The organism is Marinobacter sp., from assembly GCF_041690455.1.
In the GTDB taxonomy this organism is placed as follows: Bacteria; Pseudomonadota; Gammaproteobacteria; order Pseudomonadales; family Oleiphilaceae; genus Marinobacter.
Genome location: NZ_JAWLHI010000046.1, coordinates 1 through 14,707, shown reverse-complemented (window position 1 = coordinate 14,707; position 14,707 = coordinate 1). Strand labels below are relative to the sequence as shown.

Below are 14,707 nucleotides of genomic sequence, written 5' to 3'. Positions count from 1 at the left end.
GGGGATTTTTTATGGAAGATCGTCTGTCAGTCGACGGCCTTCACCGGGATCTGCATGGCGTTGTCCGGCTTGGGGACTTCCGGCACGGCCAGGCCCAGGTTGTTCTTGTCGAACACCTTGTCGGCGCGGTAGCTGGAGCGCACCATCGGGCCGGAAGGCACTTCCATGAAGCCTTTCTCGAGGCCGATCTCACGGTAGCGGTTGAACTCCTCGGGGGTGACGTAACGCTCCACCGGCAGATGGTTCGGGGTAGGGCGCAGGTACTGGCCCAGGGTGAGGATATCGACACCAATCGCGCGCAGGTCATCCATGGTCTCGAGGATTTCCTCTTCGGTCTCGCCCAGACCCAGCATCAGGCTGGTCTTGGTGAGCACGTCGGGCCGGTGCTTCTTGGCATGGGCCAGCACACTCAGGGTTTTCTCGTAGCCTGCCCGCGGATCGCGCACGCGGCTGGTCAGGCGCTTGACCGTTTCCACGTTCTGGGCGAATACGTCCAGCCCGGAGTCCACGACCTTTTCCACGTCGCTCATCACCGCATCGAAATCCGGGGTCAGTGCCTCCACCGCCACTTCCGGAGTGCGCTGCTTGATTGCGGCCACGCAGGCGGCATAGTGGGCGGCGCCGCCATCGTGCAGGTCATCCCGGTCGACGGAGGTCAGCACGATATAGCGGAGCCCCATTAGTTCCACCGACTTGGCGGTATTCTCGGGTTCGTCCGGGTCCAGCCAGCCTTTGGGGTTGCCGGTATCCACTGCGCAGAACTTGCAGGCACGGGTACACACCGAACCCATAACCATGATGGTTGCGGTGCCATTGGTCCAGCACTCGCCGATGTTCGGGCAATGGGATTCCTGGCACACGGTACTCAGGCGGTGTTCGCTGACATTGCGGCGCACCGCATCATAACGCTCGCCGCCGGGCATGCGTGCCCGCAACCACTTGGGCTTGCGCTCCACCGGCTTTTCTTCCGTGCTTGCGGAGACGGTCCGTTTGACGCCGTCCTTGATGGCGGAGAATCCATGCTCGCTGCGGAATTTGGTACCACTGGTGACGCGGGGTTTTGCGCTTTCGCTCATTGACCGGAGACTCTCATAAAAAGGTATGGAGAACTCTAAAGGTTAATGCGCGGAGGGCGTGGTTACAAGGCAGGTACGGGCAATCACGGGGTGTCCGGGCACGACATTGGTCGTACCCGGATGAGATAAATCAAGCCTGGGATTTTTCCAGGGCCTGAGTAATGTCGGCAATGATGTCATCGGCGTGTTCAATGCCGATGGACAGGCGTACCAGGTCCTCGCTGACACCCGCGCTCTTCAATTCCTCGGGGTTCAGCTGGCGATGCGTGGTGGTGGCCGGGTGGCAGGCCAGGGACTTGGCGTCGCCGATGTTCACCAGGCGCAGGATCATGTCCAGAGCGTCGATGAATTTCGCGCCGGCGTCACGGCCACCCTTGATGCCAAAGCTCAGGATGCCGGAGGCTTTGCCGCCGCAGATCTTGTCACAGGTGGCCTTGTAGGGGCTGTTGGCCAAGGCGGCGTAGTTCACCCATTCCACGGCGGGATGATCCTGCAGGAACCGGGCGACTTTCTCCGCATTCTCGCAATGGCGTTCCATGCGCAGCGCCAGGGTCTCCAGGCCCTGCATGATCAGGAAGGCGTTGAAGGGGGAGAGCGCCGAGCCGGTGTTGCGCAACGGTACCACCCGGCAGCGACCGATAAACGCGGCGTCGCCCAGGGCTTCGGTGTACACCACTCCGTGATAGGAGGGATCCGGCTCGTTCATCATGGGGAACTTGTCGGCACTGGCTTTCCAGTCAAACTTGCCGGAGTCCACCACCACACCTGCAACCGTGGTGCCGTGGCCGCCGATGTACTTGGTCAGGGAGTGAATCACGATGTCCGCGCCATGCTCGAACGGCCGGCACAGGAACGGGGTCGCTACCGTGTTGTCCACAATCAGCGGAATACCATGCTTGTGGGCAATCTCTGCCCACTTCTGGATATCCACCACGTTGCCGGCCGGGTTGCCGATGGATTCGCAGAACAGGGCTCGGGTCTGGTCGTCGATGGCATTCTCGACGGCCTCGAAATCGTCGTGGGCTACCATCTTGCACTCGATGCCCTGGTTGGGCAGGGAGTGGGCGAACAGGTTGTAGGTGCCGCCGTAAAGCTGGCTGGTGCTGACGATGTTGTTGCCCACGCGACAGATTGTCTGCAGGGCGTAGGTGATTGCCGCCATGCCGGAGGCCACGGCAAGAGCGCCAATGCCGCCTTCCAGGGCTGCCATCCGCTCCTCCAGCACCGCATTGGTGGGATTCATGATGCGGGTGTAGATGTTGCCCTGAACCTTCAGGTCGAACAGATCGGCACCGTGCTGGGTGTCGTCGAAAGTGTAGGAGGTGGTCTGGTAAATTGGCGTCGTGGCCGCCTTGGTGGTCGGGTCGCTCTTGAAGCCTGCGTGAAGGGCGAGAGTTTCCGGTTTCATCGCAACATTCCTTGCTGGTGGATTATTCTTGATTGGATCAGGACACCGAGTATGCCACAGGGAATGGAACCGGAGCACAGTTCCAAACGTCATATTGTTATAAGAAGTATGTGTTTTGATGCAAAGCTCACCTACCTGAACAAGGAAGATTCAATGAAACTGACACTGATTCGCTCCACCGTTGTGGCTTCCGGTCTTCTGCTGGGCGGCAGCCTGGTCTCGGCACCGGTTCTGGCGCAATCCGAAGCGGCTGAAAACGGCCAGCAGGCGGAAGAGATGCTCAAGAAGGGCCAGGGGAAAGCCGGAGAAGCCAAGGGCAAGGGCCAGGGAAAGGCTGACGAGATGCGCGAGCGCTCTGAGGAGGAGATGGAAAGTCGTGAGCGCGCCGAAGAGGGCGCTGACCGGGCCAAGGGCGACGCCGAGCGTGAACGCGAACGGCTCGAGGAGGAAGAACGGTCACGGGAGCGCAGCGAAGAGGGAGTGCAGGACAAGGGCGAAGGCGGTAACCGTGACAACGAAAACCGCCAGGCAGATCCGGCCTCCAAAGGCAGCGAGCAAGGCCAGGCCCAGAAACAGGAGAAGTCCAGGGCCTGGTGGAAATTCTGGGGTGACTGAGCTGCTGGTGACTGTATGAATCAAGCCCGCATCCGCGGGCTTTTCTATACCAGCGCCCCGTGCACCATGGCCCGGAGTTCCTGACGGACCGGATAGGATGAGGACGGTATCAGCTGGGTCATGAAGATCACTACCATATCCTCCTTCGGGTCTACGAAGAAGTTGGTGCTGGCCAGGCCGCCCCAGCCAAACTCGCCCTCGGAGCCGTTGGTCAGTGATTTCGCCACATCCGTCTTCACGGAGAACCCGAGCCCGAACCCGCTGCCTTCATAGGGCGTCTCGCTGAACGTACCAATAGACAGTGCCGGCAGATCCTGATTGCCCGGCAGATGGTTCCGGCGCATGAACTCCAGGGTCTTGCGGCCAATAATCCGCTGGCCACGGTACTCGCCTCCCTGGCACAGCGCTTGGGCAAAACTGTGATAGTCGTCGATGGTGGAGACCAGTCCGCCACCGCCGGACAGGAACCTGGGCGGTCTGCTGAACCTGGATCGATCCGGGTCGTCCTGGAGTTTCATGGTGTCCCCGGGCTGGTGCAGGTAGCAGGCGGCGAAGCGGTCGATCTGATCCGGCCGGACCTGGAAGCCGGTATCCGTCATGCCCAGCGGTGAGAAAATATGCTCGCGGAAATAGTCGTCCAGTGGCTTGTCGGCCAGCAGCTGGACCAGGTAGCCCACCACATCGGTTGAAACCGAATAATTCCATGCCGTGCCGGGCGAAAACTCCAGTGGCAGTTCGGCCAGCCGCTCAACCAGTTTGTCCAGGGTCAGAATCGAGCTGCCGTCGAGCTTGAGCTGGCGGTAGGCGGCGTCGACATTGGTCCGTTCCAGGAAGCCATAAGTCAGGCCGGACATGTGCGTCAGCAGATCCCGGATGGTCATGGTGGTCGTCGCAGGTCCGGTTTCGAACTCGGGATAGGTGCCACCTTTATAGACGCGCAGATTGCGCCAGGAGGGGATGTACTTGTGCACCGGGTCATCCAGGAGGAATCGGCCCTGTTCGTAGAGTTGCATCATGGCAATGGAGGTGACCGGCTTGGTCATGGAATAGATCCGGAACAGGGTATCCCTCTGAGCCGGCCTGTTGCGATCCACATCCATCAGCCCCTGCGCATTTACCCAGGCAACCTGGCCATGACGGGCCACCAGGGTCACTGCACATGGCAGTTTGCCAGGACGAATGTACTTGTCATCCAGGTGTTGGCTGATTCGGCCCAGGCGCTCGAGCGACAGGCCCGCGACGATATCGGATTCCGGCATGGACAGATCCTGTGGTTAAAACCGGGAGCTTAATCCATTCCCGGGAACGGGAGAAGGGCAGGGTGTGGCTCAGATACGCCAGCGGCGATCCTGGCCACGGGCGCCGAAGTTCATGGAGAGGAAAATGATGATGTAGGCCACCAGGATCGAGGCGCAGATAAACAGCACCTGAGCCGGTCTTTCGGCAATGATCATCACGGCCGGGAAGGTAATGGCCAGAACCACAGCAAGTTCCAGAAAGATCTTTTTCATGACGCTACAGGGATGCACTAGTGAAAAGGCAGGAGATTGTACCCTGAGGGCCGCCCGAGGCCATTGAGACTTTGGAATGAGAAGGAGTCAGTCTTCTTCCTCGTTACGCTGTCTGGCCTGATCCCGAAAGTAATCCTGAATGGAGCCGGAGAAGAAGACGGCCACATACACAAGGAAGAGTCCGACGGAGATCGCCAGCATCTTCAGGTTAAAGCCGGAAAAAACCAGGGCGGAGACGAGGATCAGAACTGTAAGAAAGGCCACCTCTGCAGGAGATGTCTTCATGCGGGCTTGGTGCTCCCATCGGCATGTTGGACTTGCTCTGCCGATGATAGGGCAATTGGCCGGAGGGGATTGTCAAAGGTTGTTTAAGGGATGTGCAATAATGCAAAACATGGCCTGGCGACGAGACCGGGTTCCGAGCCTGTCATAGAAGTTCATAGATTTTTCTGACGTATTTCCAGGCCAGAATCTGGACGGTTCCAGCATTCAGGTTAACTGACGACAGGCAGGCAAGATAACCTTTGTCAAAAATTGGGAAAACCGTTACCCCGCCGGACTTTGAACGGATATAAACCTCCTCGACCTCTTCATAATCGAGCTGAGTTATGATTTTTTCGCAAACAACTTTCAGCTCAAGGAAGAGTGCTCCAAACAGGTCCGGATCCCTGGCATCTCCGTGATGCGCGATGACAAAGCCATCAGAAGAGACCACCATGCTGGACTTGATCTCTTTAGAGGCTTCGCAGAGGCTTGTTAGCTGTTTTTTGATCTCAGCACCAGACACTTTCAGCATTCCTGTAAGAGTAATTGGGCAAAAGGGCTCATATCCGAAAGTTTTACATTACTCTATGCTTATTGTCTAACTGCTTCGGGCGGGCAAACAAAAAGGGTTGCAACTGTGATTGCAACCCTTTTCTGAATACTGGTAGCAAGGGGCGGAGTCGAACCGCCGACCCCGGCATTATGAGTGCCGTGCTCTAACCAACTGAGCTACCTTGCCATTGCTTCATCGATGGAAGCGGCGCGTATAATATGGGTGAGGCTGTTGGCTGTCAAGCGTGAGCAGCCAAATTCTGTCTGGGAATTGCTGACTTACAACCCTTCAATTCAATAAAAAACAATAAAAACATATGTTTGAGTCTGTCGCTGAGTGTAAAAAAACCAGGCTGGACCGGGCTCCGACTTCTCCTCGACACACTGCTGCTCCGGAGGCATGATGATACCCCGTAATCGATACTTGGCGAAAAATGCTTGATGACCTGAAGCTTGCCGACATTGAAGTCCTCGACAGTTCCGTGAACTCGGACTGCCATGCCGAGATGATCCAAGACATTATCCGTTCCGGTTTCCGGGCCCTGGAACACGGAGAGAGGTTTACAGGCAAGCCGGGTACGCTGATTTTCGAGCAGAACGGCAAAATCGTAAAGGTACATGCCGGAGTATGTCTGGCTGAGCCTCAGGCCAGACATAGGGGCGAATTCAGCAGCAAAAATGAGCGGAAGCTGGGTATCTACCATCCATCCAAGACCTGGTTTGTCGCCAAATTCAGAAATCGGTGCTGGCTGGGGAATATCACGAAAACGCTTTACCCGCTGCACATATCTTTGTTGTCTGCCGATTCCTCAGGTGCGTCGCAGTTGCTGGATCAGTATTTCTCAATCTACATCCGTTTTATGAAAGATCACGAGCAGACGCTTGATCCCGGGCTTTCGAATTTTGGCGCGGATGAAGACGGTAAAGTCTTTTACCTTGATGACGACATATACGGTTGGGACGGGTTTGCGGGGCTGTCCCAGGCGATCGGCGTCTGGTTTCGGCAATTTTTTGAGTTTCCGGAGGTTTTTTTCTCTTCTCTGGGGGCAAGCCTCGGCAATTGGCTCGACTATTGCTATCCGGATTCCGAATGGATCGATATTATCGCCGAGCAGATCCGAGGCGTTTTTACGGCCAATGAAGAGCAGTCAGCACGGCGCGATCATTTCCTGAAAGGGTTTGCTCAAGTAACAAGAGAGAATACGGGAGCCGAAAATGCAGCTCCGTCGGTGTACGTCATCTCGGCCGAGGCTCCGCATATTATGGACCGGGGGACAGGCCTTGTCGCGATCCTTGCGGACATTCACGCCAATTTGCCAGCTTTGGAGAAAACCCTGGCAGAGCTGGGACGAAGGTCCATCTCCAGGGTTTTGATACTGGGTGATCTCGTCGGTTACGGTCCGCATCCTTCAGAATGTATTGAGCTTCTCAGAGCGGGCGACTTCCACATCATCCGGGGCAATCATGACCACGCCACTGCCATCGGCAAAGCCGGCCAGGGATTTTCGGCTGGCTCCCGTTGGGTGATTGACTGGACGGTAAGCCGGCTTTCATCGGCAGAACGTCAATGGCTTGGTAGCCTGCCGCTGTATCTTGACGGGGAGGACTGGCTTGCCGTTCACGGAGCGCCTCAGGATCCGACTTTCATGAATGGCTACGTCTATCGGATGACGTATGAGGACAATCTTCAGAACATGAAAGAGCGGGGAATACGGTATTGCTTTCACGGACACACTCATATTGCCGGCGTCTACTATGCCAGGAAGACTCTGACGGGCCATTCGGTTTCCGGCTCCTACCCCCTCGCATCTGTTGATCAGGGATTGGTGTGCCCAGGGTCTGTGGGGCAGCCAAGGGGAGGGAGAACAGGTCTTGAGTTTGCAATCCTTGATACTGAAACTTTCGAGATTGAATTTATCAACCTCGATTACGATGTCTCAGCAGTTATTGATGAGATGAATCGGAAGGGCTTTCCCTCCCAGCTGAGCAGCAGGTTGCTCAACGGCCGGTAGCGATCGCCTCCGGGTCCGGCACGGAGGCGATCGATCAGTCTATTCAGGGGCAGAGAGGTGATACTTTGGGCAGAGCACCCCGAAGTGCCGCCCAGCCCATGCCGAGATTCGCTTTCTTGCCAGTGATCAGGACCATTAGCGCGTTCGGTTTACCGGGCACAATCGACATGAAATGGTAGGTCTTTTCGGTTGTCATCTGGACTTCTTGCACCAATCGGTGCACGTCAGTACCCCGTTGTGACGCAATGAGTTTTTCTACTGTGTTAACGGTTTTTCCCCTGAACATATCCACGGCTGCTGCGGCTACGGCATCCAGATAACTTTGGGTAAAGTAGGGAACATTGTGTGCAACCGTGAGAAGCAAGCCGGACTCCAGGTCAACAACAGCTGCTCCCAGTGCATCACCGACTTCATTGACCATGTTTTGGCAGATTTCATTGAGGTTTGACATTTTTACCTTCTCTAAGTTTGGCTTTGGGTTACCGTACATGCGCAGCTAATTTCTCGGCTGCATTTCTGCTAACGCTGTGCAACATCCCGAGATTTACATTGGTTGTCGCGATTACACTCAGAACGAGCTTGTCCTTTAACTTCAAGGTCAGTAGGTATCCGTCGCTGTTTTCGACGATGACATAACGGCACTGCTGCTGTTGTGCTTCAACAGCAATGGTCTCTCCAAGGGCCAGAATGGAGCTCATCATGGCGGAGAGTTTGGATGCGGGCATTTCTTTCCTGAAGTTTTTTGCCACGTCATGGCCATCCACAGTGGATACCAGTATCCCGTATATGGCATCGCTACTGTTTAACATTTGCGCGAAAACTTCCTGGCAGAATGCTTCACTTTTTTCTGAAAACTTGTACTGAGTCATGGCGTTGAATCTTTTCCTATTGGGAAAACTCAAGAGCTGAAACCAGAGCATCAATAAGGAGCGCGACATCTTCGCGTTCTCTTATGTCGACCTCAAACATCGGGAAGATGCGTCCGGTCGATTCGAGGCACTCGTAAAATTCGCTAATTTCGGGTGCGTTGACTCCATCTGTTCTGGTTATACCGACCACTACGCCTGTCTTTTCAATGAAATCCGAAAAGTTTTCCAGATAGATCTTGAGATCGTTGACAGGTTCGGGGCGGGAGCAATCCACGAGGATGATCAGGCCGAGACCGCCCTCAACCAGAATTTTCCACATAAACTCAAAGCGTTTCTGCCCAGGAGTTCCGTAAAGAAAGATCTTCTGTCCGTCATCCAACGTGAGTTCGCCGAAATCCATGGCGACGGTCGTTTCCTCTTTTACTGATGAGAGATCATCTGTGGTTCGGGTGTCCGTGCGAACAGGCGGCGTTTCACTGATGGCCGCAATCGCTGTTGTTTTGCCTGCTCCCGGGGGGCCGGTAATTATCAGTTTGACTTCAGACACAGGTTAAACCTCATTTCGGCTTTCTTTTAAGGCGGTCGCGTATCTTGTCGAATAGGCCTTTGGTGTGCTCTGCTTTGGCCGTCTTTTGGCCATGGTCATCCAGGTTGAAGGCCCGGACTGACAATACCCCGGAGAGGTAGGCGCCATTGACAAAACCAATCGCCTCTTCAGTCGAAACATTGGTTGCTGACAGAGCTTCCTCGATAGTCGCGCCAGACTTCCGGCTCAACGAGGCGCTGAGAGCCATAGCAGTCGGCATGGCGCGTGGTATGTCAGAGGGAGGCCATCGCAGCAGCTTGAACCGGCTCTTGCTATGAAGGGTTTTGATCAGTTCGCCCTCTGACAGGAAAATTCCCAGTTTCCACCTGAGCGAGGGCGCGCTCTGCCACGATGGCTCGAAGCTCTCCTGGAGCCCGGATGCAGTGCTCAGGGTAATGCTTTTCTCGGAACTGCGAAGTAGCTCGTCGAAGGCAACATCGCTAGTGATCTGATATCTATCGTTGGTAAGGTCGATAACGCACTCGCAATTGTTGGCCGTGATTATCAGGAAACGGGAATCCGGCCCGTTCAGTAGATCCAGTATTCCGGAATCCCGGCCAGACGAAATGCCGGGTTGTGCCGGAGGTTTGTCGTTGTCGGCGGCTGACGGCTGCGCCCCGTTTCTGGGTGCGAGCCCAGCCTCTACGGAATTGAAAACCGCGATGAGGTCTGCCGCGCGCAGTGGTTTTTTTATCCTGAAGTGGGTCTTTCCGGCGCTTGCGCCAGTCGAGTATTCAATGGCAATCGCATGCCGCGCTTCGATCTCGTCAATGATAGCCGTGGAGTTTTCAAGATTATCGGTATCGATGATGACAGCGTCGCAGTTGTCGCTCTCAGCATACTCCCACGTGTCGCTTGTCCGGGACATCATCAGATCCACCAGGGACTTCAGGACTAACAGGTCTTTTTCTGTCAATCCTTTGCTGGAGAGTGTCTTCAAGGTATTCCTCCAGAAATACAGAGTCGGGCGAGAGCAGTCGAACCGGAAAACGTCTTGGCTCGCCAAGCTGCGCTCACAGCTCTGTGAAAGGCGGGCTTTGAGCGCTCTCGCTGAAGTCGCCTCGCGGGCTATTCGTGCTTGGGATCTAGCTTTCAGGCTCTAGAGTGAAGATAGGTCGAGAGATTTCTCGACGTTCTTTGTGAGCATCCGGGCCATACCGAGATTGCCGCTTGCCTTATTCAGAACGACATATAGGAACACGGCATCGTTGCTTTTGAGGAGTCGTATCAGGTGATATTGGTCGTCAAGCGTGATCAGGATGTCTTCGATGTTCCCGGAGATACCGAGCGCAGACATAGTCTTACGCTTGGCTCTGACGACTTCCGTGTTACCGGCAGCTGCGGTATCGAGATCAAAATCGTTGCCTCCCTCGGTGCCAAGAATCAGGCCGGATTCGCTGTCTACCAGACAGCCACCGACGAACCCCTCGATCTCTTTAAGACCTGAAATATCAGCCATTCTGCTATTCCCCTTGTCATTTTAGTGATAACGTTATTCTTATATCGACTAAAAGATTAGAGGTAATGTTGATCTGCATCAATGTTTTGGTCGTAAAAACTTGTTTTGTTTTTTTGGCCTTTTAAGACAGGCCGTAACGAAATATGACGGTGAGCAGAGAAGACCCGCGTGGACAGGCCGATGCACGGGGACAGAGGTTCCATTTCGTGCTGACCGGCGAAAGTTGGCGAGGCAGCTATACGGTTGAAATATCGGGCTTAGAGCAGAACTTGCCCGACGAGTGGGGTTAGGGGAGAGATCAAGAGGTAGGCTGGGGTGGGCCGGATCTTACGATGTCTCGGCCCACCCTTATATTAATTACACGTTGAAACGGAAATGGATTACGTCGCCATCCTGCACGATGTAGTCCTTGCCTTCCAGTCGCCATTTGCCGGCATCCTTCGCGCCCTGTTCACCGTTGTACTGGACGAAGTCGTCGTAGCTCACCACCTCGGCACGGATGAAGCCGCGCTCGAAGTCGGTATGGATCACGGCGGCCGCCTGCGGGGCGGTGGCGCCGATCTTGACGGTCCAGGCGCGCACTTCCTTTACCCCGGCGGTGAAGTAGGTCTGCAGTCCCAGAAGCTTGTAGCCGGCACGGATCACCCGATCGAGGCCGGGCTCTTCCATGCCCATCTCCTCCAGGAACATCGCTTTCTCGTCATCCTCCAGTTCGGAGATTTCAGCTTCAAGCTTGTTGCAGATCGGCACCACAACCGCGTTCTCTGCAGCAGCGATTTCCCTGACGGTGTCCAGGTGCGGATTGTTCTCGAAGCCGTCTTCGTTGACGTTGGCGATGTACATGGTGGGTTTGACGGTGAGCAGGCACAGTTCGCGAATCAGGGCCATCTGGTCCTTGTCCAGGTTCATGCTGCGCACCGGCTTGCCCTCGTTCAGCACCGGCAGGAGTTGCTCGAACATCTCGAGCTGGGCCTTGGCTTCCTTGTCGCCGCTCTTGGCCACCCGCTGTACCCGTTTGATGGCTTTCTCCACGGTCTCCAGATCGGCCAGGGCCAGTTCGGTGTTGATGACCTCGATATCGGACGCGGGATCGACCTTGTTGGCCACGTGGATGACGTTGCCGTCTTCAAAGCAGCGAACCACGTGGGCGATGGCATCGGTCTGGCGGATGTTGGCCAGGAACTGGTTGCCCAGGCCCTCACCCTTGGAGGCGCCCTCGACCAGACCGGCGATGTCCACAAACTCCATGGCCGTGGGCACAACACGTTCGGGCTTCACAATCTCGGCCAGCTTGTTCAGGCGCGGGTCCGGCATGGGGACGACGCCGGCATTCGGCTCAATGGTGCAGAACGGGAAGTTTTCGGCGCCGATACCGGATTTGGTCAACGCGTTGAACAGGGTGGATTTGCCGACGTTGGGAAGGCCGACGATGCCGCAGTTAAATCCCATGGAATGCCTCTGCTGGTACTGAAAAATTTGTGGCGGATTATACCGGTGTATCGGTATGGGTGCGAGTAAGGGGTTGTGCTTTGATCAGGGCCCGGGTTTGAAGCTGTGCAGCCGGTTCATGGCAGCTGCAAGCTTGCCGTTGGCGGCATCCGGGAGTACGCCCATGATCTCGTCAAACACGGCGTTGAGCTGTTCGGTTTCCTGCTTGCCCAGCCGGCCGAGCACATAGCCGGTCACCTTGCGGCTGTCGCCGGGGTGGCCGATGCCGAGACGAAGGCGCTGGAAGCTGTTGGTGCCCAGGTGGGCAATGGTGTCCCGCAGGCCGTTGTGACCACCGTGGCCGCCACCTTTCTTGAGTTTGGCGGTACCCGGGGGCAGGTCGAGCTCATCGTGGGCGACCAGGATCTTCTCGGGGGGGATCTTGAAAAAGTCCGCCAATGCCTTGATCGCAAGGCCGCTGCGGTTCATGAACGTGGAGGGGTTCAGCAGATGCAGGTCGAGTCCCTGCCACTGAATGCGGGCGTAGAGCCCGTGGTATTTCCTTTCGGGGCGGAGCGTCTGGCCCGCATCGCGGGCCAGCGCTTCGACGAACAGGGCGCCGGCGTTGTGGCGGGTATTCTCGTAGTCGGGGCCGGGATTACCCAGTCCGACCACCATGACAATATCCTGTGCCATTCGCCGTTGCCCCTGGAGTGATTACTCCTCGCCGCCTTCTTCTTCGCCTTCTTCGCCTTCGTCAACCTTGGCGCCGCGCGGCTTGTGGATAGCCACAACCGGCAGGTCGTGATCCTCGCCCTGCAGCAGAGCGGCAATCTTGACGCCTTCCGGCAGTTTGAGGTCGCTCAGGTGAATCACCTGGTCCATGTCGACAGTAGCCATGTCAACTTCGATGAACTCGGGCAGGTTCTGCGGCAGACAGATCACTTCAACTTCGTTGATCTGGTGGTTGGCAACACCGCCCTGCAGTTTGATGGCCGGAGCAGTTTCCTCGTTGATGAAGTGCAGCGGTACGTTGACGTGGATCTCGTGGTCCTTGTCGACACGCAGGAAGTCGGCGTGGGTCAGGATCGGCTTGTACGGATGACGCTGCAGGTCCTTCAGGATCACGCTCTCTTTCTTGCCGTTCAGTTCAACGGTCAGAACGTGGGAGAAGAATGCTTCGTTTTCCAGGGCCTTTTTCAGCTCGTTGTGCCAGATGGCAACTGGAGTAGCGTCTTTGCCGCCACCATAGATGATGGCCGGGATCTTACGCTCCTCGCGACGCAGGCGGCGGCTCGCACCTTTCCCCTGGTCGTCACGAGGAAATGCTTCAATTACGAATTCCTGAGACATGGTTTTTACCTCACTCGTCATCTGAGCGGCCCGCGACCAGGCTCGGAACAGATGATGTTTCTGATGAAGCCGGGGTTTTCCCCGACTGACGAAAAGAGTCGGGAGCCCGTAGGGGCTCCCGACCCGAAAACTGCCTTGTTGGCCTGAGGTTACGGCACCTGGCCGGCTCAGACGTTCTCGAACATGGCGCTGATGGACTCTTCGTTGCTCACGCGACGAATGGACTCGGCGAGCAGCCCTGCCATGGGGAGGACGCGGATTCTATCACAATTGCGGGCTTTGTCATCCACCGGAATGGTGTCACATACCACCAGTTCGTCCAGCTGGGAGGCATTGATGTTGTCAATAGCCGGTCCGGAAAGGACGGGGTGGGTGATATAGGCAATAACCTTCGCTGCACCGTGTTCTTTCAGGGCGTTGGCCGCCTTGCACAGCGTGCCTGCGGTGTCGATGATGTCGTCCACGAGGATGCAGGTCTTGTCCTTTACATCACCGATGATGTGCATGACCTGGGAAACGTTCGCCTTCGGGCGACGCTTGTCGATGATCGCCAGATCGGCATCATCCAGGCGCTTGGCCACGGCACGGGCGCGAACCACGCCGCCCACGTCCGGGGACACCACGACAAAATTCTCGAAACGTTGCTTCTCGATGTCCTCGAGCATCACCGGGGTGGCGTAGATGTTGTCCACCGGGATGTCGAAGAAGCCCTGAATCTGGTCTGCGTGCAGGTCGACGGTCAGAACACGATCCACGCCGATGCTGGAGATCATGTCGGCAACGACCTTGGCGCTGATGGCTACCCGGCTTGAGCGGACACGGCGATCCTGGCGGGCATAACCATAATAGGGGATAACCGCTGTGATACGTGTGGCGGAGGCGCGACGCAGGGCGTCAGCCATCACGATCAGTTCCATCAGGTTATCGTTGGTGGGGTAGCAGGTGGGCTGGATGATGAAAACATCATGGCCCCGGACATTCTCATTGATCTCGACGGTGGTTTCCCCGTCGCTGAAACGGCCTACAGTGGCCTGACCCATGGGAATGTGAAGTTTCTTGGCAATATCCTGGGCAAGGGCCGGGTTGGCATTGCCAGCGAAAATCATCAGTTTGGACACGACGGCATCCTTCTCAGTATCGGCGTTTGATTCAGAAGAAGCGGGAGAAAGGTGGCTGGGGTGGCAGGATTCGAACCTGCGCATGACGGGATCAAAACCCGTTGCCTTACCACTTGGCGACACCCCAGTATCGTGCTTTTTTGGCATCATTTCAGCTCTGTCAGCTTTTGGTGAAGAGGCGATACGTTCACCCCTTTAGCTACGAACCCCGTGATGCCGGAGGGTTTGCTTTCCCAGATAATCCGGGCTGCGGATTCTGTCGGGAAACGTCCAAATATGCAAGCCCCGGTTCCGGTTAATCTTGCAGGTCCGAATTGTGCAAGCCACTCCAGGCCTTGATGAACCTCAGGATACAGTCTTCGAACTACATCCTCACAGTCGTTTCGGTACCTCGAGGCGTCTCCCTCAAAAGCGGGCGCTATTTTGATTCCGGGGGTATCCCTTGTCAACCCTTGC

Annotated in this window: 17 protein-coding genes, 2 tRNA genes and 1 pseudogene; 2 read left to right on the top strand and 18 right to left on the bottom strand. The window is 56.3% G+C overall.

The window, feature by feature from the left end:
• Positions 1–26: 26 nt before the first annotated feature.
• Both lipA and ACESMW_RS12385 read right to left on the bottom strand, forming a co-directional pair.
• The gene (gene lipA / locus ACESMW_RS12390; protein WP_372987339.1) at positions 27–1,076 is read right to left on the bottom strand and encodes a lipoyl synthase; all 1,050 of its coding nucleotides are present in this window, start codon (positions 1,074–1,076) and stop codon (positions 27–29) included.
• 130 nt (positions 1,077–1,206) lie between these two features.
• Positions 1,207–2,484: an O-acetylhomoserine aminocarboxypropyltransferase/cysteine synthase family protein gene (locus ACESMW_RS12385; protein ID WP_372987338.1), complete on the bottom strand. Its 1,278-nt coding sequence runs from the start codon at positions 2,482–2,484 to the stop codon at positions 1,207–1,209.
• A 153-nt stretch (positions 2,485–2,637) separates the two neighbouring features.
• Between ACESMW_RS12385 and ACESMW_RS12380 the strand changes: the two genes are divergently transcribed.
• A complete protein-coding gene (locus ACESMW_RS12380; protein WP_372987337.1) occupies positions 2,638–3,099 on the top strand; it encodes a hypothetical protein in 462 nt (153 codons plus the stop codon).
• Between the two features lie 44 nt (positions 3,100–3,143).
• Here the strand turns inward: ACESMW_RS12380 and ACESMW_RS12375 are convergent, their stop codons facing one another.
• The 5 genes from ACESMW_RS12375 to ACESMW_RS12355 form a co-directional block, all read right to left on the bottom strand.
• On the bottom strand, positions 3,144–4,358 hold the full coding sequence (locus ACESMW_RS12375) for a serine hydrolase domain-containing protein (RefSeq protein ID WP_372987336.1): 1,215 nt from the start codon (positions 4,356–4,358) through the stop codon (positions 3,144–3,146).
• 69 nt (positions 4,359–4,427) lie between these two features.
• Positions 4,428–4,610, bottom strand: a complete 183-nt coding sequence (locus ACESMW_RS12370; RefSeq protein WP_372987335.1) for a hypothetical protein — start codon at positions 4,608–4,610, stop codon at positions 4,428–4,430.
• 87 nt (positions 4,611–4,697) lie between these two features.
• Entirely contained in the window at positions 4,698–4,895 is a 198-nt protein-coding gene (locus ACESMW_RS12365; protein ID WP_372987334.1) for a hypothetical protein, read from the bottom strand.
• 142 nt (positions 4,896–5,037) lie between these two features.
• The gene (locus ACESMW_RS12360) at positions 5,038–5,397 is read right to left on the bottom strand and encodes a roadblock/LC7 domain-containing protein (RefSeq protein ID WP_372987333.1); all 360 of its coding nucleotides are present in this window, start codon (positions 5,395–5,397) and stop codon (positions 5,038–5,040) included.
• A 139-nt stretch (positions 5,398–5,536) separates the two neighbouring features.
• Positions 5,537–5,613: transfer RNA gene (locus ACESMW_RS12355), tRNA-Met, on the bottom strand.
• A gap of 247 nt (positions 5,614–5,860) precedes the next feature.
• On the opposite strand from ACESMW_RS12355, the gene ACESMW_RS12350 reads away from it, so the two are divergent.
• Positions 5,861–7,438 carry a metallophosphoesterase family protein gene (locus ACESMW_RS12350; RefSeq protein ID WP_372987332.1) on the top strand — a complete coding sequence of 526 codons (1,578 nt, stop codon included), beginning with the start codon at positions 5,861–5,863 and terminating at the stop codon, positions 7,436–7,438.
• Positions 7,439–7,481: 43 nt separating this feature from the next.
• Here ACESMW_RS12350 and ACESMW_RS12345 read toward each other — a convergent pair whose 3' ends face one another.
• The 11 genes and pseudogenes from ACESMW_RS12345 to ACESMW_RS12295 all read right to left on the bottom strand — a co-directional run.
• Positions 7,482–7,889: a hypothetical protein gene (locus tag ACESMW_RS12345; RefSeq protein WP_372987331.1), complete on the bottom strand. Its 408-nt coding sequence runs from the start codon at positions 7,887–7,889 to the stop codon at positions 7,482–7,484.
• 28 nt (positions 7,890–7,917) lie between these two features.
• On the bottom strand, positions 7,918–8,307 hold the full coding sequence (locus tag ACESMW_RS12340; RefSeq protein WP_372987330.1) for a roadblock/LC7 domain-containing protein: 390 nt from the start codon (positions 8,305–8,307) through the stop codon (positions 7,918–7,920).
• Between the two features lie 16 nt (positions 8,308–8,323).
• Positions 8,324–8,854, bottom strand: coding sequence for a GTP-binding protein (locus ACESMW_RS12335; protein WP_372987329.1), 531 nt, complete (start codon positions 8,852–8,854; stop codon positions 8,324–8,326).
• A 10-nt stretch (positions 8,855–8,864) separates the two neighbouring features.
• Positions 8,865–9,833 (bottom strand): hypothetical protein, encoded by a 969-nt coding sequence (locus ACESMW_RS12330; protein ID WP_372987328.1) that lies wholly within the window; start codon positions 9,831–9,833, stop codon positions 8,865–8,867.
• A 159-nt stretch (positions 9,834–9,992) separates the two neighbouring features.
• Positions 9,993–10,352 (bottom strand): roadblock/LC7 domain-containing protein, encoded by a 360-nt coding sequence (locus tag ACESMW_RS12325; RefSeq protein WP_372987327.1) that lies wholly within the window; start codon positions 10,350–10,352, stop codon positions 9,993–9,995.
• A 357-nt stretch (positions 10,353–10,709) separates the two neighbouring features.
• On the bottom strand, positions 10,710–11,801 hold the full coding sequence (gene ychF, locus ACESMW_RS12320) for a redox-regulated ATPase YchF (protein WP_372987326.1): 1,092 nt from the start codon (positions 11,799–11,801) through the stop codon (positions 10,710–10,712).
• Positions 11,802–11,885: 84 nt separating this feature from the next.
• On the bottom strand, positions 11,886–12,476 hold the full coding sequence (pth, locus tag ACESMW_RS12315; RefSeq protein WP_372987325.1) for an aminoacyl-tRNA hydrolase: 591 nt from the start codon (positions 12,474–12,476) through the stop codon (positions 11,886–11,888).
• Positions 12,477–12,497: 21 nt separating this feature from the next.
• A complete protein-coding gene (locus ACESMW_RS12310; RefSeq protein WP_372987324.1) occupies positions 12,498–13,133 on the bottom strand; it encodes a 50S ribosomal protein L25/general stress protein Ctc in 636 nt (211 codons plus the stop codon).
• A gap of 167 nt (positions 13,134–13,300) precedes the next feature.
• Positions 13,301–14,251 carry a ribose-phosphate diphosphokinase gene (locus tag ACESMW_RS12305; protein WP_372987323.1) on the bottom strand — a complete coding sequence of 317 codons (951 nt, stop codon included), beginning with the start codon at positions 14,249–14,251 and terminating at the stop codon, positions 13,301–13,303.
• A 52-nt stretch (positions 14,252–14,303) separates the two neighbouring features.
• Positions 14,304–14,378 (bottom strand) — tRNA-Gln (locus ACESMW_RS12300).
• A 19-nt stretch (positions 14,379–14,397) separates the two neighbouring features.
• Positions 14,398–14,707: pseudogene (locus ACESMW_RS12295) on the bottom strand (4-(cytidine 5'-diphospho)-2-C-methyl-D-erythritol kinase); the annotation flags it as partial.